Consider the following 19074-nt stretch of genomic DNA (forward strand, 5'->3'; position numbering starts at 1 on the left):
CTGTGGCGCCATTTCAGCCGACCTTGAAAGATGTTCCATCTTATGGCCGAGCGCCCTTTCGTGACTGTCAGGAAAAGGGATGATCATGGCCGACGACCTTTTAAAATTTGTTTCGATTGACCAACAGATGCCAACCAAGCGCACGGCAGGTGATCGTAAAGCTGATTTTGATGAAATTTATGATGAGTTTGATACGGAAGGCGCGAAAGAACAGGCGAGCCGTTGTTCCCAGTGTGGCGTGCCTTTCTGTCATATCCATTGTCCGCTCGGGAATAACATTCCTGATTGGTTGCGTCTCACCGCGGAAGGCCGCCTTGAGGATGCATACGAAATGGCATCCAGCACAAACAATATGCCTGAAATCTGCGGCCGTATTTGCCCACAAGACCGCCTCTGTGAAGGTAACTGCGTTATTGAGAAGGATTTTGACAGTGTTACCATCGGCAGTGTCGAGAAATATATTGCAGATACCGCTTGGGAAAACGGTTGGATCAAGCCAATCGCACCAGCGGCTGAACGCAAAGAAAGCATCGGCATTATTGGCGCTGGCCCTGCTGGTCTCGCTGCCGCTGAAGAGCTCAGAAAAGATGGTTTTCAGGTGCACATCTATGACAGACATGACCGTGCCGGTGGTTTGCTGGTATACGGCATCCCGGGTTTCAAGCTTGAAAAAGATGTGGTTGGTCGCAGAACAGGGCGGTTAGAGCAATCAGGCATTACCTTCCATCTCGATTATGAAATTGGCCGGGAAGCAACGCTTTCTGAACTTCGCGAGAAACATGATGCGCTTTTGATCGCTACCGGTGTTTACCGCGCGCGCGGCTTGAAGGCTCCGGGTGTTGGCCTTGGTAATATTCGGGAAGCGCTTGATTATCTCACTGCCTCCAACAAAGTTGGTTTTGGCGACAGTGTGCCGGAATATGAAAGCGGTGCTTTAAACGCAGAAGGCAAAAACGTTGTGGTAATTGGTGGTGGTGATACGGCGATGGACTGTGTGCGTACTGCCGTGCGCCAGGGGGCGAAATCAGTAAAATGCCTATACCGCCGTGACCGTGCAAATATGCCGGGCAGTGTGCGCGAAGTGCAAAACGCCGAGGAAGAAGGTGTGGAATTTGAGTGGCTTTGCGGCCCTGAAGCTTTCCTTGGCGGTGAAAATGTTGAAGCCGTTAGGGCATACCGTATGCGTCTCGGCGCGCCGGATGCCACAGGCAGACAAGCACCTGAGCCTGTGCCAGATAGTACTTTCAATATTGATTGTGATCTTGCGATCCTGGCTCTTGGGTTTGAGCCTGAAGATCTGCCAGCGCTCTTTGGATCGCCGGAGTTGCGGGTAACCCGCTGGGGCACGGTAACCGTTGATCATGCATCCATGATGACCAACCTGCCGGGTGTGTTTGCGGCCGGTGATATTGTGCGCGGTGCATCTCTTGTGGTGTGGGCGATCCGTGATGGCCGTGATGCCGCTGAAAATATCAAATCCTATCTCACTGCAAAACAGCAAGACGCAGCATAATCGAGGGCCAGACAATGAATAGTTATAATGAACATGTTCCGGGCCCAATCGGGCTTTATAACCCAGAAGATGAGCACAGCAGCTGTGGTGTTGGTCTTGTTGCCGCGATGGATGGAAAAGCTTCTCGCGACGTTGTTTTACGCGGTATTGAAGCGCTTCGTGCTATCTGGCACCGGGGTGCGGTTGATGCTGACGGTAAAACCGGTGACGGCGCAGGCATTATGCTTGAAATCCCGCAGGAATTTTTCAAGGAGCATGTGCGTGCCACAGGCCATGAGCCATCTGCTGGTCGCCTAGCTGTTGGTATGGCTTTCCTGCCGAGGGTTGATCTTTCTGCGCAGGAAACGTGCCGCACAATCGTAGAAACAGAAATCCTGAAGTTCGGATATACAATTTACGGCTGGCGTCAGGTGCCGGTGGATATTTCTGTGATCGGTGAGAAAGCAGAAGCAACCCGACCTGAAATCGAACAAATCATGATCGCTAATTCTAAAGGCGTGGATGATGAAACTTTTGAGCGTGAGCTTTATATCATCCGCCGCCGGATTGAACGTGCGGTGGTGGCAGCACAGGTAGGTGATTTCTACATGTGTTCGCTTTCCTGCCGGAATGTGATTTATAAAGGCCTGTTCCTCGCCGAGCAGTTATCTGTTTTCTATCCTGATCTGCAGGATGAGAAATATACGTCCAGCTACGCGATTTATCACCAGCGCTATTCAACGAATACCTTCCCGCAGTGGTGGCTTGCGCAGCCGTTCCGCATGCTTGCTCATAACGGTGAGATCAATACCATTCGCGGTAATGTGAACTGGATGAAAAGCCACCAGATCAGGATGGCGTCTATCGCTTTTGGCGATAGTTCTGAAGATATCAAGCCAGTGGTACCAAAGGGTGCTTCAGATAGTGCGGCTCTTGACGCGGTGTTTGAAGTGATGGTGCGCGCGGGCCGGAATGCGCCGATGGCAAAAACCATGCTTGTACCGGAGGCATGGTCTAACAAGGAAAGCATGCCGAAAGCCCACCGGGATATGTATGCCTACACCAACAGTGTGATGGAGCCGTGGGATGGCCCGGCCGCCCTTGCAGCTACAGACGGCCGCTGGATTATGGCGGCGGTGGACCGGAATGGCCTACGCCCAATGCGCTTTACGGTAACTAAAGATGGCTTCCTTATCGTTGGTTCGGAAACCGGTATGGTTGTTGTGGATGAAGATGATGTGCTAGAGAAAGGCCGCCTTGGCCCAGGGCAGATGGTGGCGCTTGATCTTCAGGAAGGTAAGTTCTATCATGACGGTGAGGTTAAGGATGAGCTTGCCGCATCACAGCCGTTTGAGGATTGGGTAAATGACCTTCTGGGAATTGATGATCTGCCGGGCTACCGCGGTGAAGAATTCCCGTCTTATGAGGGGGAAGACTTGCGCCGCAGGCAAATTGCCGCTGGTTTTACCCATGAAGATCTTGAGCTGATTCTCCAGCCGCAGGTGATGACAGCCAAGGAAGCTATTGGTTCAATGGGGGATGATACCCCGCTTGCGGTTCTTTCAAGCCAGTACCGGAACCTTTCACATTATTTCCGCCAGAATTTTTCACAGGTAACCAATCCGCCGATTGATAGTTTGCGCGAAAGCCGGGTGATGAGCCTTAAAACTCGCTTTGGTAACTTTGCCAACGTGCTTGATGAAGGCCATACGCAAGCGGGTGCAATTGTACTTGATAGCCCTGTGGTTTCGAACCGTGAATGGAAAACGCTGATTTCTCATTTTGGTGATGAAGCTGAGGTAATTGACTGTACATTTGATGTAAACGGCGGGCAGGGCGCACTTCGTGAAGCGCTGAACCGTATTCGCCGTGAAGCAGAAGATGCAGTGCGCGAAGGCCGGGGGCATTTGTTCCTGACAGATGAAAACATCAGTGCTGGACGCGCGCCTGTGCCGATGATTCTCGCGACAGGTGGCCTTCATACCTATCTGGTTGGTGAAGGGCTTAGAACTTTCACAAGTTTAAATGTTCGTTCCTCCGAATGCCTTGATCCACATTATTTTGCTGTGCTTATTGGTGCAGGCGCGACCACTGTGAACGCTTACCTTGCGCAGGATATGATTGCTGAGCGCCAAGCGAAAGGGCTGTTTGGTGATTATGATCTCACTGAATGTGTGGTGCGCGCTACAGAAGCTATTGATCAAGGTCTTCTAAAGATCATGTCTAAGATGGGGATTTCCATTATCTCCAGCTATCGCGGCGGTAATAATTTTGAGGCGCTAGGGCTGTCTCGCTCACTGGTGGCTGAATTCTTCCCGGGGATGCCTACAAAAATCTCCGGTATTGGCCTGGCTGGTGTGCAGCAGAAAGTACTTGAGCAGCATGCGAAAGCCTTTGAAAGCAGCAAACAGGTTCTGCCAATTGGTGGCCTTTACCGCTTCCGCCGTGGTGAAGAAGTGCACAGCCATGATGGCCAGCTTATTCACCTGCTTCAGAGCGCGGTGGGGTCAGATAATTATTCCAAGTATCTGACCTATTCAAAAGGCCTTGCCGCAATGCCGCCCGTGAACCTGCGTGATCTGCTTGATTTCCGTAGGCCAGAGGAAGGCGCAGCGCTTGATGCCGTGGAATCTATCACCCAGATCAGGAAACGTTTTATCACGCCGGGTATGTCGCTTGGGGCGCTTTCAGTAGAAGCGCATGAAACGCTGGCTATTGCTATGAACCGTATCGGGGCCAAGTCTGTTTCCGGTGAAGGCGGAGAGGATAGCAAACGTTATACGCCTTATGAAAATGGTGATAACGCCAACAGCCCTATTAAGCAGATTGCTTCCGGTCGTTTTGGTGTAACAGCCGAGTATCTGAATGCCTGTGAAGAGCTTGAAATTAAAGTAGCGCAAGGTGCAAAACCCGGTGAGGGCGGTCAGTTGCCTGGCTTTAAAGTAACCGAGATGATTGCGAAACTACGGCATTCAACACCGGGCGTAACGCTTATTTCACCGCCGCCGCACCACGATATTTATTCCATCGAAGATCTGGCGCAGCTGATTTATGATTTGAAGCAGATTAACCCGCGCGCTCAGGTGTGTGTGAAGCTGGTGTCTTCCGCGGGGATTGGTACGATCGCAGCGGGTGTTGCGAAAGCGCATGCGGATGTCATTCTGATTTCCGGCCATAATGGCGGTACAGGTGCAAGCCCGCAAACCAGTATTAAATATGCTGGTACGCCGTGGGAAATTGGCCTTGCAGAGGTTAACCAGGTTCTGACACTGAACGGGTTGCGTCACCGTGTGAAATTGCGCACAGATGGCGGAATTAAAACAGGCCGTGATGTGGTGATAGCCGCGATGTTGGGCGCTGAAGAATACGGTGTGGGTACAGCTTCGCTCGTTGCAATGGGCTGTATTATGGTGCGCCAGTGCCATTCAAACACCTGCCCGGTTGGCGTGTGTACGCAAGATGAAAAATTGCGTGCAAAGTTTGATGGTACGCCAGAGAAAGTAGTGAATCTCTTTAGCTTTATCGCTGAGGAAACTCGGGAAATTCTGGCTGAGCTTGGCGTCGAGAAGCTGGATGATATCATCGGCCGTACGGACCTCCTTCATCAGGTAAGCCGCGGTGCGGATCACCTTGATGATCTGGATTTGAACCCGCTTCTGGTGCAGGTAGGTGGCAGGAACCACCAAAGTATTTGCACTCTTGAAGGCCGCAATGAAGTGCCGGATACGCTTGATGCCCAGATGCTTGAGGATGCGAAAGCTGTATTCAGCAAAGGTGAGAAGATGCAGCTTACCTACAGTGTGCAAAACACGCTCAGAGCTATTGGAACCCGCTTCTCGAGCGAGATCACTCAGCATTTTGGCATGACAGGCTTGAAGCCTGATCATGTAACCGTGCGTCTGCGAGGTTCCGCGGGGCAGTCCCTTGGGGCGTTTGCTGTGCAGGGCCTTAAGATTGAAGTGGCGGGTGATGCCAACGATTATGTAGGTAAAGGTCTTTCTGGCGGTACTATTGTTGTACGGCCGTCAAACCGGGCGTCGTTTAATTCGCAGTCTAATACCATCATCGGTAACACGGTTCTTTATGGTGCTACGTCAGGAAAGCTGTTTGCAGCAGGCCAGGCGGGTGAGCGTTTCGCTGTGCGCAACTCTGGCGCAACTGTAGTAGTTGAAGGCTGCGGGGCGAACGGCTGTGAATATATGACAGGCGGTAAAGCCATCATTCTTGGTGCCGTTGGAGATAATTTCGGTGCCGGAATGACAGGTGGTATGGCTTTTGTTTATGATGAAGATGGAAAGTTTGAAGAACACATTAATACCGAAAGTCTTCTTTATAACCGCGTGTCTTCAGCTCACTGGGAAGCTGATCTTAAGGCTGCCATTGAAGAGCATACCCGTGAGACCCATTCCCGCTGGGGGGCAACTATCCTTTCGAACTGGGAAACAAAGCTTCAGAACTTCTGGCAGGTGGTACCAAAAGAAATGATTGATAAACTTGACCATCCGGTAACGGATGATAGCGCCGCTGAGGCAAATATCGCATAAATGTGTGAAGCCCGGTTTTTCCGGGCTTTTCCATATTTTCTGGGCTTTCTTTTCGGTATTTATAGGGCTAAGAACAAAAGCAGGCGACTAGATATTTCCTTTTGGAATTTTTAGTTCTAAACTGCTTTTAGTTTCTATTAATCCATACTGATTACAAATACCGATTATGCCCGTACTTTATCATCACTGGCTCAGTCCTGCCGCCCGTTTTGTTCGTGTGCTTCTTAGTGAAAAGCGCATTGATTTCACGTTGCGTATTGAAAAAGAGTGGGAGCGCAGGCCACAGTTTTTGGCACTTAACCCGGCTGGTGAAGTTCCAGTTCTGGTGATGGATGACGGCAAAGCTTATTCGGGCGTAATGGCAATCGCTGAATTCCTTGAAGAAATCGTACCTGAACCACCAATGCTGTTTGGGGATGCTGATGAACGCTATGAAACCCGGCGGCTTGTGGGTTGGTTTCATACCAAGCTTGGTTCTGAAGTAACGCGCCATTTGGTGCAGGAAAAGCTCTATAAGCGTTTCTTTGGTATGGGCGAGCCAGATTCGCAGGCAATTCGCTGTGCGGCCCATAACCTCAAAACCCACCTGAAATATGTTTCGTTCCTTGTGGAGCGCAGGCATTATCTAGCCGGTAGCCAGTTCACCATGGCGGATGCGGCAGCAGCGGCGCATATCTCTGTGGCTGATTATTTTGGTAATATCTATTGGCAGGAATGGCCGCAGGTAAAAGAATGGTATATGCGCGTGAAGTGTCGCCGGTCTGTTCGCTCACTTTTATCTGATAAAATCAATGGCTTAGCGCCTGCTGAGCATTATTCCGAACTGGATTTCTGATATGCCGGCGGATGCAGATATCCGCGAGCGGCTTGAAGCAAAAGCATTTGAGCTGGGCTTTGATCAATTCGGGATCACGGAGGCAGCCACTTCTGAGCAAATCGTTGCGGGTTTTAGAAAGTTCGTTGAACTGAAACGCTATGCTTCTATGGAGTGGATGGCGGAACGTATACATCAGCGTGAGCATCCGCAAAATCTGTGGCCAGAAGCTAAATCGGTTATCATGTTGGCGGTCAATTATGGACCAAAAGATGATCCGCGTTTACTTTTGGACAAGAAAGATCGTGCAAACATCTCTGTTTATGCGCGCGGCAAGGACTATCATGATCTGGTAAAGAAGCGGTTGAAGGCTTTTGCACGCTGGATTGTGCCAGAATTTAACTGTGATTTAAAAGTGTTTGTAGATACGGCCCCGGTGCCGGAAAAGCCTCTGGCTGCGGCTGCGGGCCTTGGCTGGCAAGGTAAGCACACTAATATGGTATCGCCAGAGTTTGGTAGCTGGGTGTTTCTTGGGGCTATCTACACCGATATGGAATTGCCAGCAGATAATCCTCACAGAGATCAGTGTGGTAGTTGTTCTGCCTGCATTGCTGCATGCCCGACAGATGCTTTCCCGCAACCTTACGAACTGGATGCCGCCCGCTGTATCAGTTACCTGACGATTGAGCATAAAGGGCCCATTCCCGAAGAATTCCGCAAACCGATGGGCAACCGCATTTATGGCTGTGATGATTGTTTGGCTGCATGCCCCTGGAATAAGTTTGCACAAGCTTCTTCTGAAGCAGCTTTCCATGCTCGTGTGGAACTTAATGCCCCCGAATTAGGTGATTTAGTTGGCTTAGACGACAAGTCATTCAGGGAAGTGTTTTCCGGTAGCCCAATTAAGCGTATTGGGCGGGACAGGTTTGTACGCAACGTGCTTTACGCCATTGGAAATAGCGCAAATAAAGCATATTTGCCTCAAGTTAGAACGCTCTTGGCGGATGATGCGGAAGAAGTGGTGGATGCAGCTCAGTGGGCCTTGGAAGAACTTAGCTAAGCAGCTTTTCGTTGTTCTTCAATATACCCTCTAATGATCTTAATCTCTATTTCTGAAAGCTCCTTCAAACCTTTAAAGTGGCCTTGAGGAATTAAATCTTCAGCTTTTTGCAAGCTTAATAGAGCATCTTCATAATTAGCATCTGCAACGTAGTGAATAGCTTGATAGATTTCTTTGGTATGCTTTGATGTGAAGAGCGTTTTCTCTCTCAGATTCAGTTTCGCCTTTGCCGCTTCAAAATCGAATGTACTGATGGCAAGAAAAAGCCCCTCTTCTTGTTGGTAAGAAACCTGTTCGTAGGCTGGCCTGTCCTCTATTTTTTCCAAAAGTTTGTCCAGGTATGTGCGGGCCTCTTCCCAATTTTGGTTAAGTACCGATAAAGTATAACCATAATATTGCCCGGCCAACCATTCAGGGCTGTGCTCTTCCGCGTTTTGTAATGTTTTAATGAGCGTTTCAGGCCAATCCTTTGGTGATCCCGGCGTAAACAGATAGCTGGACATCTGGACTTGAGCGTTCATTTCCGCAGCTTTCTTCCCGCCTTTGAGGTTGATTAAAAGCCTGCCTCCATCTGTATGAAGGTTGCCGATGGTTTGCGGGTAAAGATTCACAGTTCCGAGGAAGAACGAAATACCAGCGGTCATACCAAGGAATATCGTTGTGACCGGATCTGTATAAGGAAGAGCCAATATGCAAATCCCGGTTAACAGGAAAGAGGCAACAGGTCCGCCAATGATCAACAGTGTAAATTCTCGGGCAGGTGCATCAGGGCTGGAGGGTTTGCAGAGCGCCATGCCGCCATTGAAGCTTGCTGTTAACTCAAATGATGGCAGGCGCCTGTTGTCTTCGAAGGTCCACTGAAAGGGGCCTACGATAAATGCATGAGCTTTCATTCCAGCCAGCACTCCAAAAAGCATATGGCCGAGTTCGTGAAACAAAATAGAGATGAATAAACCGATTGGTATCGCCAGAATTAACGAAATAACTGTAACCGTTTTACTTAATCCCAGATCAGGCATTTGGAAATCCGTAAAAGCGGCGGCACTTGCTCCGATAACAGCACCTACTACCGCAAAGGCGCTTAGTTTAAGTATTGATTTCACGATTTTATTCAATGACTCGTCCTCCCATTTCAGTTAACCCAGAAGCTTAAAGGAAAGCAAATATTGTATTACACAAACTTTTGAGAGTGAGTGGAGGGAGAGGGGCTAGTGCTGAGGATTATCGGTTTTGCTGTGTTTCTGGGGGTTCTCGCCTATTTTTATTTCTATAACCTGCCGCCTAAACTTGTTGTAACCGTTAAAGCTGAGGTAATAGCTCTTGAAGATGTAGAAGACAGTAATGGGCTTCGGTGTATTCAGGTTAAAATGCCCACAGGGGAAAGCATGTGGGTTGAAACATACTCTCCCTTCTTTTTTCGTATAGGTTACCCTATCAATATCGCTGAATATTCACATATATTGCGCGGCACAACTTTTGATGTTGTTGCAAATTAATATTTAATCTTGGCGATGTTCGTTGGTTCTTGTTGCATACCTTCTTTGATATTGTGTCCGTTCGGGTATTTGGCCCATTGGCTGTTGCCGACGAAATAGAAGCTATCTTTGTAGAATGTACCTAATGTGGGCTCCGTCATGATCTCTGATCCTTGCACCATAACTTCATAGCTTTTGATATGGCTAAGGTCATTTGCAAGAGTGAGTGATAAAATGCGGTTTGGGTTGGTACCGTTCTGGATCGCAATCAGTTCACCGTTCTTAAGATACAGACCATCAAGGCCAATCAGCATCAAATTATCGGGTGTGCCGAGTAATTGCTTTTTACCATTTTTCAGAAGCCAGATACCCCGTCCATAATCTGCAACAAGAATGTCACCATTACCCAGTTTCACAATACCTTGTGGGCTCATACTAGTTGGGAGGGCTTCTATCTCGTCAAGCTTGTTGTCTTTCAGCTTATAAACGGCTTTACCTTGGGCATCGCTTAAAAGAACCTCATCATCAGGCCCTATGAAGATATCTGCAATTTGGTGTGGCTGTTTCTTATTTGAATTTATAAAGGCATTTCTGCGTAGCTTGCCAGTGGTAGCATCAAGCTCAATTACCCCAGTGGGGCAATTTGTTCCGCATTCGTAATTATCAAGAGTAGCGTATGTTGCAAACAGGCTATCGGTGTTTTTACTGTACGCAATACCAAAGAAATTTCTGGCTCCTAATTCCGTCGCTTTAAAGAAAGGAATGAGCGTATCATTTTCCTTTTTAAAGATGGTGCCAGTTGCCACAGTAGACAGGAAAGCAGTCGAGGCATCTTTGATCGCCACACCTTCAACCAAACCAGCTTCGGTACCAACGGTAAAAGCAATTTCTGGCTTGCCTTTTGAGGCCCCGGACTGCTCTAGTTTATCATACAGGGCTTTGTTATCTGGTGTTCGTTCTGCCATAGCGCCAAGAATGTTTGCTGGAGGTTGTAGCCCAACTTTTAAAAAGCCTTCTGCCGCTTGTTTTGTTAAGGCCTCATCGCTTTGCTGTGCACCAATATATGCAAGGTAGTTAAGAAGAACCGGGTGATTTGGTCGCTCTTTAAGCGCCGCTTGAAGTTTTTCTAGCGCAAGTTCCACGTTACCGGTGCGAAATGCCGCAACGCCTTCGCCCCTAAGAGCCTGGCTGCGGTCAAAAGCCTTCTCTGTTTCATAGATAATGGAATCGGAAGCCAGCGCGGCGCCAGCCACGATGGAAGAAGATATAAAAATGCCTAGCAGATGTTTCATGAACATCATACTAGGCATGTTATTCGTTTAGGCAATAAACCTTAGATAAACTTAGGATTATTATCCACGACGGCGCAGCGGTTGATTACCGCCGGCGTTTCTTGCAGCACCGCGGCGTGGTGTGCTGCTTTTCATCGCTGCAGCCTTCTTTGCGGCTTTACGTGCGGCAACTGCAGGGCGTTTACCACCTTTAACCTTTGCTTTCGCTTTGCTGTTTGGCTTGCCGAAATTCTTGTCTTTCTTAATTTCAGGCGTCTCGCTGCGATTTGGGCGCTCAGAACGCTCTGTTCTTTCACCGCGTGGTTTACGTTCGTCACGGTCATCTCGTGCTTTACGGAAGGTAGGCTTTTCATCCCAACCACCGCGCTGTGGGCGATCATTGCGATCACGACGAGGTTTATCACCCCAATTGCCGCGTGAAGGACGATCATCTCTGCTGCTGCGAGCGCCGCGGTCATCACGATCGCCGCGAGGCTTGTCATTATTCCAGTTGCCGCGTGCTGGACGGTCATCGCGGTCTCTGCGCTGAGGGCGGTCATCTCTGTCACGGCGTGGACGGTCTTCACGGTTTGAACGACCTGACCACTCGCTGCGCTCGCCACGTGGCTGGAATTCATCATGATCGCGGCGTTGTGGGCGGCGGTCATCTCTATCGCGACGTGGGCGGTCATCGCGGTTTGGACGGCTATTACGTTCACCGCGACCTGAGAACTCATCTCTATCTCGGCGTTGAGGACGATTATCCCGATCACGACGTGGGCGATCGTTTCTGCCGCCACGGTCGCCACGGTTATCACTGCGGCCTCTGCGATCACCCGGTTTGCCTTTACCGCGTGACTTGAGGAAATCACCGCGTTTGGTTTTAGATTTGTTGAAAGTCAGTGGGTATGGGTGATCTGCATCAACCCAGATTTCCATTTTAATAAGAGCTTCAACGGCACGCAGTTTACCCATGTCATTCTTGCCACAGAATGTATAAGCTTCGCCGTGGGCACCGCCACGGGCCGTACGGCCAATACGGTGTACATAACTTTCAGGATCAACCGGTACATCAATGTTGAAAACGTGCGTGATATCTTTCACATCAAGCCCGCGTGCTGCAACATCTGTTGCCACAAGGAAATCAAACTTATCTGCTTTAAAATCACGGATGGTGCGCTGGCGGATTTTCTGAACCTTGTCACCATGCAGCGTATCAGCTGTGAACCCTTCTTCTTTGAGGAATTCACAATATTCTTCTGCATCTTTTTTGGTGCGAACGAATACGAGAGATTTATGAGGCTGTTTGGTTTCCAGCATGTGAAGAAGAAGGTCTTTCTTCTGGTGGCCAGGCACATACATAACCGAGTGTGAAAGATTGTCAGCAATGGTTGCCTGCATGGCAACTTCAACATTCACTGGTTCGTTAAGGAGTGTTTCTGCAAGGTCGCGGATGCGCGGGTTCATGGTTGCAGAGAACATGATAGACTGGTGATAGCCACGGATTTGCTTAGCAATATCACGCACATCATCAATGAAACCCATATCCAGCATGCGGTCAGCTTCATCAAGAACGAAATATTCAACTTCATCAAGGAAGATGTTCTCGCGCTTCATATGGTCCTTGAGGCGGCCAGGAGTTGCCACAAGGATATCAACACCGCGGCGCAGGATGTGCGTTTGCGTGCGGTATGGGGCACCGCCATAAATGGTGCAGCAGCTGGCACGCATGCAGGAAGACAGTTCCTTTACCGTTTCAGTAATCTGGATAGCGAGCTCGCGGGTTGGTGCAAGGATAAGCGCACGCGGCATACCTGGTTTCGCACGTTCTTCTTTCTGCAGGATACGCTCAAGCGCGGGGATTACAAACGCAGCTGTTTTACCGCTACCTGTTTGTGCAATACCTGTTAGATCATGCCCGTCATGAAGGTGTGGGATTGATGCAGCCTGAATTTCAGTAGCATTTTCGAACTCAAGGCGAGTCAGCGCATCAAGAATCGGCGCGCTCAGGCCAAGCTCAGCAAATTTGGTCATTCTATTTCCAATCAATAGGTCAAGGCCCACAGGCTCCCGCTGCAGGTCAAAACTTTTAACAATGTGGCGGGAACGCTTTTTCCTTAACCTGATGAGGGGAACGGCTGACCGTTCAAATCAAATGGGTAGCGTGACATCACGCGGAAACTTCGTTCTTTCTGGCCTGAATAATCCTTCGGAAAGCGTTCAAACAGAAGGCAGGCCGGCTCTTTCGCCGCGCGCTGTTTATCTGGCGCGCGGTAAGGAGTCAAGAAGATTCCGTTTTTAGAGGATAAGCTGTATCGCTATCAGCTTACGAAATTGGCATATGGTTCGCGCCAATGATAGCGCCGTGACCATATTCTTCCTGTAGAAGAATTGCGACATTATCTGCACCGGCATCAATACCTGTGCCCAGATCAATGGTATAGGTGCGCTGCTGGCCTTTCCATTCATCAAGAAGGTCTGTCGCACGTACTACATTAGTATAATGGAGCGTGCGGCCTTCATTTTCGCCTTCGCCAATAGCTACTTCAGCATCAGATAGATACCATACAACACGAACAGCAATCATTTTTGCGTCAGTGCTTTCAGGTAATGTTACAGTAAGTTGATTGCCTGAAATAGACATCTCTGGTGTGATATCAATACGTGTGCGGGCCCTTGCTTTCGCAACATTCTTGCGTACTTTTTCCATTTTGGAACCAATACACTGAACAGAACCATCAAGGATCAACTGCGGAGTGAAAACACCACCACGACCAAAGCGCTTGTTATAAGCTGTTTGGCGCATGGTATTATAAGGTGCTGCAAAGGTATCTTCCCAACCAAGGCGATCCCAATAATCAACCGGCCACGAAAGAGTTAAAATACCAGGGCGATCACGCATGGTTTTGAGGATCGCGTCAGCAGGTGGGCAACTTGAACAGCCCTGACTGGTAAATAGCTCAAGCACAGTTAAGCGTGGCGCATCAGCCTTTGCCGGGCTGAAAGCAAACAAAACAAACAACAATGGTAACAACAGTTTTTTCATAACCACTATTATGTATGATGTTGCTTCGTAACTAACCAATCACCTGTGTGTGAATAGTTGCTGAACCAACACCCTTGAACACGCCTTAATAGTAAAATTTTTCTCTTCTATGCGGTTTCTGTATGGAAAAGCAAGGGTGTATGAGCGATTTAAGAGTGGTTTTCTTCGAAAAACCTAAAGTTTAAAGGGTTTGTTTTTTTGTGAAAATATCTCATTTTTTATGAAAAAGTATGGTTTTATAAGGCGATGGATAACCATTTAAGCTACCCATCGTGACCGAATCTTCGATTTGATTCTGTTAATTTGATGCCAGTCGGCGCAGTACATAATGTAAAATACCGCCATTTTTGAAGTAATCGACTTCATTCTCCGTATCTATCCGGCAAAGTGCTGTGATGGCTTTCGAAGAACCATTCTCATAATGAATGGTAACGCCCACGTCCTGCCGGGGTTCTATTGTCCCTTCTATGCCTGTGATATCGAAAGTTTCCGTTCCCGTAAGATTCAGGGTTTCTCTGTTATCACCGTCTTTAAACTGGAGCGGGAGGACACCCATGCCCACAAGGTTTGAGCGGTGAATACGTTCAAAGCTCTCCACCAGAACGGCTTTCACCCCTAGTAAATTTGTACCTTTAGCTGCCCAGTCGCGAGAAGAACCTGTCCCATATTCTTTGCCGCCAACTACCACAAGTGGGATACCAGCTTCCTGATATTGCATGGAAGCATCAAAAATACTCATCACATCACCAGATGGTTGGTGTGTAGTCCAGCCTCCTTCAGTGCCTGGTGCCATCAGGTTTCTGAGGCGAATGTTGGCAAACGTACCGCGCATCATAACTTCATGATTGCCGCGGCGAGAGCCGTAGCTATTAAAATCCCGTTTTTCCACACCTTTGGACTGAAGATATTCTCCTGCAGGACTATCTGCCTTAATGGCACCAGCAGGTGAGATATGGTCTGTTGTGATGCTATCGCCCAGAAGTGCAAGTGGACGTGCGCCAATAATGTTTTCTGTTGGCTTAACATCATGTCCCATACCTTGGAAGAAAGGTGGGTGCTGGATATAAGTACTTTTTTCATTCCAGTTATAGGTTTTTCCTTCTGAAACCGGTACTTCCTGCCACTCTGGTGTGCCCTCAAACACATTAGCGTAGCGCTCAATAAACATATCGCGGGTAAGAGCGGCGTTGATGGCTGCCTGAACTTCTGCGTTCGTGGGCCATAGATCCTTCAGGAAAATATCGTTGCCGTCTTTATCCTGCGCAATAGCATCCGTAGCGACATTAATTTTCATAGAACCGGCGATAGCATAAGCCACCACAAGCGGAGGGCTTGCCAGATAGTTGGCTTTGATATCCTGGCTAATGCGGCCTTCAAAGTTTCGGTTACCTGAAGACACGCTGGTGCAAACTAGATCGCACTGATTGATGGTTTTGGAAATTGGTGGTGCCAGTGGGCCTGAATTACCGATACAGGTGGTGCAGCCGTATCCTACGAGGTTAAAACCAAGAGCATCCAGATGCTCTGTAAGGCCGGCTTTGTCCAGATAGTCCGTGACTACCTGTGAGCCGGGGGCAAGAGAAGTTTTAACCCATGGTTTTCTTGTTAAACCCAGTTCATTTGCTTTTTTGGCAACGAGGCCTGCTGCCACAAGAACACCGGGGTTTGATGTGTTGGTGCAGCTGGTGATTGCCGCAATACAGACATCACCGTGGTTCAGGCTGAAATCTTCACCTTCCACACTATAGTCTGCGTTATCTCCAGCTTTCCCAAAGCTTTCAAGTACGTCTTCAAAGGCTGTATCTGCAATGGCAAGCTCAACTCGATCTTGCGGGCGTTTTGGGCCTGCGAGCGACGGTTTAACGGTGGCTATATCCAGCTCAAGAGTATCGGTGAAAATTGGTTCTTCAGAGCCGGGGCCACGCCACATACCTTGTTCTTTGGCATAGGCTTCAACAAGTGCTACCGTTTCTTCATCTCGGCCTGTGAAGGTAAGATAGTCCAGTGTTTGCTGGGAAATGGGGAAGAAGCCGCAAGTGGCACCGTATTCAGGGCCCATGTTGGCGATGGTTGCCTGATCTGCCAGTGTAAGCTCATCAAGCCCGTCACCGTAAAACTCAACAAACTTACCTACCACGCCTTTCTCGCGTAGCATCTGAACAACTGTAAGCACCAGATCTGTGGCTGTAATACCTTCAAGAAGTTTACCTGTGAGCTTGAAACCAACCACTTCTGGTATCAACATGGAAACGGGCTGCCCAAGCATGGCCGCTTCCGCCTCAATACCCCCTACGCCCCAGCCCAGTACTGCAAGGCCGTTTATCATGGTGGTATGGCTGTCTGTTCCCACACAGGTATCAGGATAAGCAATCGTGTTGCCGCTATCGTCCTCGGTGGTCCAGACAGTGTCGGCGATATATTCAAGGTTTACCTGATGGCAGATGCCAGTGCCGGGCGGCACAGCATTAAAATTATCCAGCGAGTTCTGGCCCCATTTAAGGAACTCATACCGCTCGGCATTCCGTTTCATCTCCAGATCAACGTTTTCCTTGAAGGCAAATTTGGTTGCGAACTTATCTACCATCACAGAGTGGTCGATCACGAGGTCAACCTGCGCCAGTGGGTTAATGAGTTCAGGGTCACCACCCATTTCTACCATCGCCGCACGCATTGCAGCTAAATCCACAACAGCAGGTACACCTGTAAAATCCTGCATCAATACCCGCGCCGGGCGATAAGCGATTTCGTGGGAAATCTTCCGTTCTTTTTGCCAATCTGCCAGTGCCTGAATGTCTTCTGTTTTAACGGATGTACCGTCTTCATGGCGCAAGAGGTTTTCAAGGAGCACTTTCAGCGTATACGGCAGACGAGAGATATCACCCACATGTGCTTCCGCGGCTTTTAAGCTGAAATAATCATAATCTTTACCACCAACGGAAAGTGTACGGCGGGTATTTAGTGTGTCCTGTCCAACTGATGCCATGCGACGAAGACCTCCATATCAAGGGGTTGGGGCGCATCACAGGGAAGAGCAAGAATAGGGTGTGTTGCACCACATAAAGCTGTTTGTTCTGACAAAGCGTTTATGACGCAAAGTGGCCCAATTTGCAACGAAGACTCCCCATTTTCTCCATGTTTGCGCCTTATTTGAATATAATTTTATGTAGGTCAAAGAAGGAAAAATACAATGACTGAATTTACGACAGCAGAATTTCTAGTAGCCCTGAGTTTAATGGCCATCACCATCGCAGGCTTGCGCCACAGCTCTATGCAATTAAAGCGAAGTCAGGTTGGAAGGTAATTAAGGTTAACTACTGATCAGCTTCGCCTTTGAGGCGTTTTTCTGTGGCTTCTGTCCATGTGTTCAGGCCCGCCTTTCTGCCTAGCTCCATCGCTTCTGCAAATGGCACCTTCTGCATTTTAAAGGCACGGAGCGCGAGCATGGCGCCAACCCTGTTACCCGTACGGCAATGAACAAAGGCTTTGCCGCCTGCGGCTTCAAGTGCTTGATTTAGAAGCGCTAAATTTCGGTCATTAAGGTCGATTTCTGTTTGAATGGGAATGCGCACGAAGGTCATACCCAAATCTTCAACCACCATTTTCTCATCGTAGGTTAGGGCGGTGGTTTCTTCCGTATAGGGGCGCAGCGTTATAATGGTATCAAAGCCAAGTGCTTTGATTTTAGCGATGTCCATTTTTTCAGGCTGACCGCCAACGAGCAGGCCCTTGATAGGTGTTTGAAGATTTGGAACCTGAAGAGCATCCTCTTTTGGGATTGTTTGCGCTTGCTGCTCTTGAAGGCCAACAGCGGGGCTATTCCAAATGAGCGCTAAGAGCATTGATAAAGGTACTAAAAACTTCATGCTTTTGCTTCCTTCACTCTCAACCCCGCACGCATTATAGCTCAAATATACTAATAATTAATGTAAAAAGATTGTTCAGGCTCTGTTTTATGGAGCGCTGGCTTTAATGGAAAGCGCGTGAACAGGGCCTTTTAGTTCTTCCTTAAGAGCATCCATCACCATGCGCTGCATGGCTACGCGGTTTTTGCCTGTGAAGGCTTCTGCTTTTATCACAACAGTGAAATGGCTCTCGCCGCCTTCCCTATAACCACCGTGCCCTCGGTGCATTTCGCTGTCGTCTATAATCTCCAGATGCAGCGGAGAAAGTGCGTCATTTAGCCTTTTTTCAATTCGTTTAGTGACTTCACCCATTTTTGCCTTACTCTCACATAAAATAATATTACCTATAATCGGGGTGGCAGGAATTTGCGTATCTGCTAAAACTTGCCCCTCACCTCTTAGGATGGTGATCAATTTCTATTTGGCAAGTGCCAGATTGTAAGTCACGGGAAAAGGATGTGATATGACCGCAGCTGCGGCCGATAAGTTGCCAAGTTTGGATATGCCTGAAACCAAAGTTTCGGTTCGTGAAACTTTCGGTATTGATATTGATATGGAAGTGCCAGCGTTTGCTGAGCATACAGAACATGTGCCGGATGTGGACAGCAGCTATGTGTTTGATCCAGACACCACACTTGCGGTTCTTGCTGGCTTCAGTCACAACCGCCGTGTGATGATCCAGGGATATCACGGCACAGGTAAATCAACGCATATCGAGCAGGTTGCTGCGCGTCTTAACTGGCCCACTATCCGCGTGAACCTTGATAGCCATATCAGCCGTATTGATCTGGTTGGTAAAGATGCCATTGTCCTCAAGGATGGTAAGCAGGTTACTCAGTTCCAGGAAGGTATTCTGCCTTGGGCGCTTCAGAACCCAACGGCGATTGTGTTTGATGAATATGATGCAGGTCGCCCGGATGTGATGTTTGTAATCCAGCGTGTTCTTGAAGTTGAAGGCAAGCTTACTCTGCTAGATCAGAACCGTGTCATTCGTCCACACCCGGCGTTCCGTATCTTCGCAACAGCAAACACGGTTGGTCTCGGTGATACCACAGGCCTTTACCACGGTACGCAGCAAATTAACCAGGGCCAGATGGACCGCTGGAATATTGTATCTACGCTTAATTATCTGCCGCACAGTACAGAAACCGATATTATGGTGGCGAAGTTGCCTGAGTATGGTAGCGAAGAAGGCCGCAAGATCATTGAAAATATGGTTCGGGTGGCTGATCTTTCTCGCACAGGCTTCATGGCTGGAGATATCTCTACGGTGATGAGCCCACGTACGGTTCTCACATGGGCCCAAAATGCGCAGATCTTTGGTGATGTTGGTTTTGCTTTCCGTGTAAGTTTCCTCAACAAATGTGATGAAGCTGAGCGCGCAATTGTAGCTGAATATTATCAGCGGGCTTTTGGTGATGAACTGAAAGAATCTGCAACAAATTTGCTTGTTGGTTAAGCCCGGAGAGG

The 19074-nt window shown here is 48.7% G+C and carries 14 protein-coding genes; 6 read left to right on the forward strand and 8 right to left on the reverse strand.

The window, feature by feature from the left end; translation table 11 throughout:
- Positions 1–85: 85 nt before the first annotated feature.
- The 4 genes from KFE96_RS02405 to queG all read left to right on the forward strand — a co-directional run bounded on the left by KFE96_RS02405 (position 86) and on the right by queG (position 7910).
- The gene (locus KFE96_RS02405) at positions 86–1513 is read left to right on the forward strand and encodes an NAD(P)-dependent oxidoreductase (protein WP_255834424.1); all 1428 of its coding nucleotides are present in this window, start codon (positions 86–88) and stop codon (positions 1511–1513) included.
- Between the two features lie 14 nt (positions 1514–1527).
- Positions 1528–6036: a glutamate synthase large subunit gene (gltB, locus tag KFE96_RS02410; RefSeq protein ID WP_255834425.1), complete on the forward strand. Its 4509-nt coding sequence runs from the start codon at positions 1528–1530 to the stop codon at positions 6034–6036.
- Positions 6037–6202: 166 nt separating this feature from the next.
- Complete coding sequence (locus KFE96_RS02415; RefSeq protein ID WP_247019355.1) at positions 6203–6871, forward strand: glutathione S-transferase family protein; 669 nt, start codon at positions 6203–6205, stop codon at positions 6869–6871.
- Position 6872: 1 nt separating this feature from the next.
- Positions 6873–7910 carry a tRNA epoxyqueuosine(34) reductase QueG gene (gene queG / locus KFE96_RS02420; RefSeq protein WP_255834426.1) on the forward strand — a complete coding sequence of 346 codons (1038 nt, stop codon included), beginning with the start codon at positions 6873–6875 and terminating at the stop codon, positions 7908–7910.
- Here the strand turns inward: queG and KFE96_RS02425 are convergent.
- Positions 7907–9013, reverse strand: a complete 1107-nt coding sequence (locus KFE96_RS02425; protein WP_255834427.1) for a M50 family metallopeptidase — start codon at positions 9011–9013, stop codon at positions 7907–7909. The genes queG and KFE96_RS02425 overlap by 4 nt on opposite strands.
- A 108-nt stretch (positions 9014–9121) precedes the next feature.
- Between KFE96_RS02425 and KFE96_RS02430 the strand changes: the two genes are divergently transcribed.
- Entirely contained in the window at positions 9122–9406 is a 285-nt protein-coding gene (locus tag KFE96_RS02430) for a hypothetical protein (protein WP_255834428.1), read from the forward strand.
- Here the strand turns inward: KFE96_RS02430 and KFE96_RS02435 are convergent.
- The 7 genes from KFE96_RS02435 to KFE96_RS02465 all read right to left on the reverse strand — a co-directional run bounded on the left by KFE96_RS02435 (position 9403) and on the right by KFE96_RS02465 (position 17916).
- Positions 9403–10677: a tetratricopeptide repeat protein gene (locus KFE96_RS02435; RefSeq protein WP_255834429.1), complete on the reverse strand. Its 1275-nt coding sequence runs from the start codon at positions 10675–10677 to the stop codon at positions 9403–9405. The genes KFE96_RS02430 and KFE96_RS02435 overlap by 4 nt on opposite strands.
- Before the next feature lie 60 nt (positions 10678–10737).
- On the reverse strand, positions 10738–12690 hold the full coding sequence (locus KFE96_RS02440) for a DEAD/DEAH box helicase (RefSeq protein ID WP_255834430.1): 1953 nt from the start codon (positions 12688–12690) through the stop codon (positions 10738–10740).
- Between the two features lie 83 nt (positions 12691–12773).
- Positions 12774–12941, reverse strand: coding sequence for a hypothetical protein (locus tag KFE96_RS02445; RefSeq protein WP_247019343.1), 168 nt, complete (start codon positions 12939–12941; stop codon positions 12774–12776).
- A gap of 41 nt (positions 12942–12982) precedes the next feature.
- Entirely contained in the window at positions 12983–13702 is a 720-nt protein-coding gene (locus KFE96_RS02450; protein WP_255834431.1) for a thioredoxin family protein, read from the reverse strand.
- A 298-nt stretch (positions 13703–14000) separates the two neighbouring features.
- Positions 14001–16685: an aconitate hydratase AcnA gene (gene acnA, locus KFE96_RS02455; protein WP_255834432.1), complete on the reverse strand. Its 2685-nt coding sequence runs from the start codon at positions 16683–16685 to the stop codon at positions 14001–14003.
- Between the two features lie 328 nt (positions 16686–17013).
- Positions 17014–17565 carry a beta-lactamase hydrolase domain-containing protein gene (locus tag KFE96_RS02460; protein ID WP_255834433.1) on the reverse strand — a complete coding sequence of 184 codons (552 nt, stop codon included), beginning with the start codon at positions 17563–17565 and terminating at the stop codon, positions 17014–17016.
- An 87-nt stretch (positions 17566–17652) separates the two neighbouring features.
- On the reverse strand, positions 17653–17916 hold the full coding sequence (locus KFE96_RS02465) for a BolA family transcriptional regulator (RefSeq protein WP_247019328.1): 264 nt from the start codon (positions 17914–17916) through the stop codon (positions 17653–17655).
- Positions 17917–18067: 151 nt separating this feature from the next.
- On the opposite strand from KFE96_RS02465, the gene cobS reads away from it, so the two are divergent.
- Entirely contained in the window at positions 18068–19063 is a 996-nt protein-coding gene (gene cobS / locus KFE96_RS02470) for a cobaltochelatase subunit CobS (RefSeq protein WP_255834434.1), read from the forward strand.
- Positions 19064–19074 lie beyond the last annotated feature (11 nt).

Origin of the sequence: Kordiimonas sp. SCSIO 12603 (genome assembly GCF_024398035.1) — a bacterium.
GTDB lineage: Bacteria > Pseudomonadota > Alphaproteobacteria > Sphingomonadales > Kordiimonadaceae > Kordiimonas.

Bases quoted from the DNA above. Each gene is read 5' to 3' on its own strand.
- KFE96_RS02450 (WP_255834431.1), bottom strand. From the start codon at position 13,702: ATGAAAAAACTGTTGTTACCATTGTTGTTTGTTTTGTTTGCTTTCAGC.
- acnA (WP_255834432.1), bottom strand. From the start codon at position 16,685: ATGGCATCAGTTGGACAGGACACACTAAATACCCGCCGTACACTTTCC.
- KFE96_RS02435 (WP_255834429.1), bottom strand. From the start codon at position 10,677: ATGAAACATCTGCTAGGCATTTTTATATCTTCTTCCATCGTGGCTGGC.
- KFE96_RS02440 (WP_255834430.1), bottom strand. From the start codon at position 12,690: ATGACCAAATTTGCTGAGCTTGGCCTGAGCGCGCCGATTCTTGATGCG.
- KFE96_RS02415 (WP_247019355.1), top strand. From the start codon at position 6,203: ATGCCCGTACTTTATCATCACTGGCTCAGTCCTGCCGCCCGTTTTGTT.
- gltB (WP_255834425.1), top strand. From the start codon at position 1,528: ATGAATAGTTATAATGAACATGTTCCGGGCCCAATCGGGCTTTATAAC.
- queG (WP_255834426.1), top strand. From the start codon at position 6,873: ATGCCGGCGGATGCAGATATCCGCGAGCGGCTTGAAGCAAAAGCATTT.
- cobS (WP_255834434.1), top strand. From the start codon at position 18,068: ATGACCGCAGCTGCGGCCGATAAGTTGCCAAGTTTGGATATGCCTGAA.
- KFE96_RS02405 (WP_255834424.1), top strand. From the start codon at position 86: ATGGCCGACGACCTTTTAAAATTTGTTTCGATTGACCAACAGATGCCA.
- KFE96_RS02465 (WP_247019328.1), bottom strand. From the start codon at position 17,916: ATGGGTGAAGTCACTAAACGAATTGAAAAAAGGCTAAATGACGCACTT.
- KFE96_RS02460 (WP_255834433.1), bottom strand. From the start codon at position 17,565: ATGAAGTTTTTAGTACCTTTATCAATGCTCTTAGCGCTCATTTGGAAT.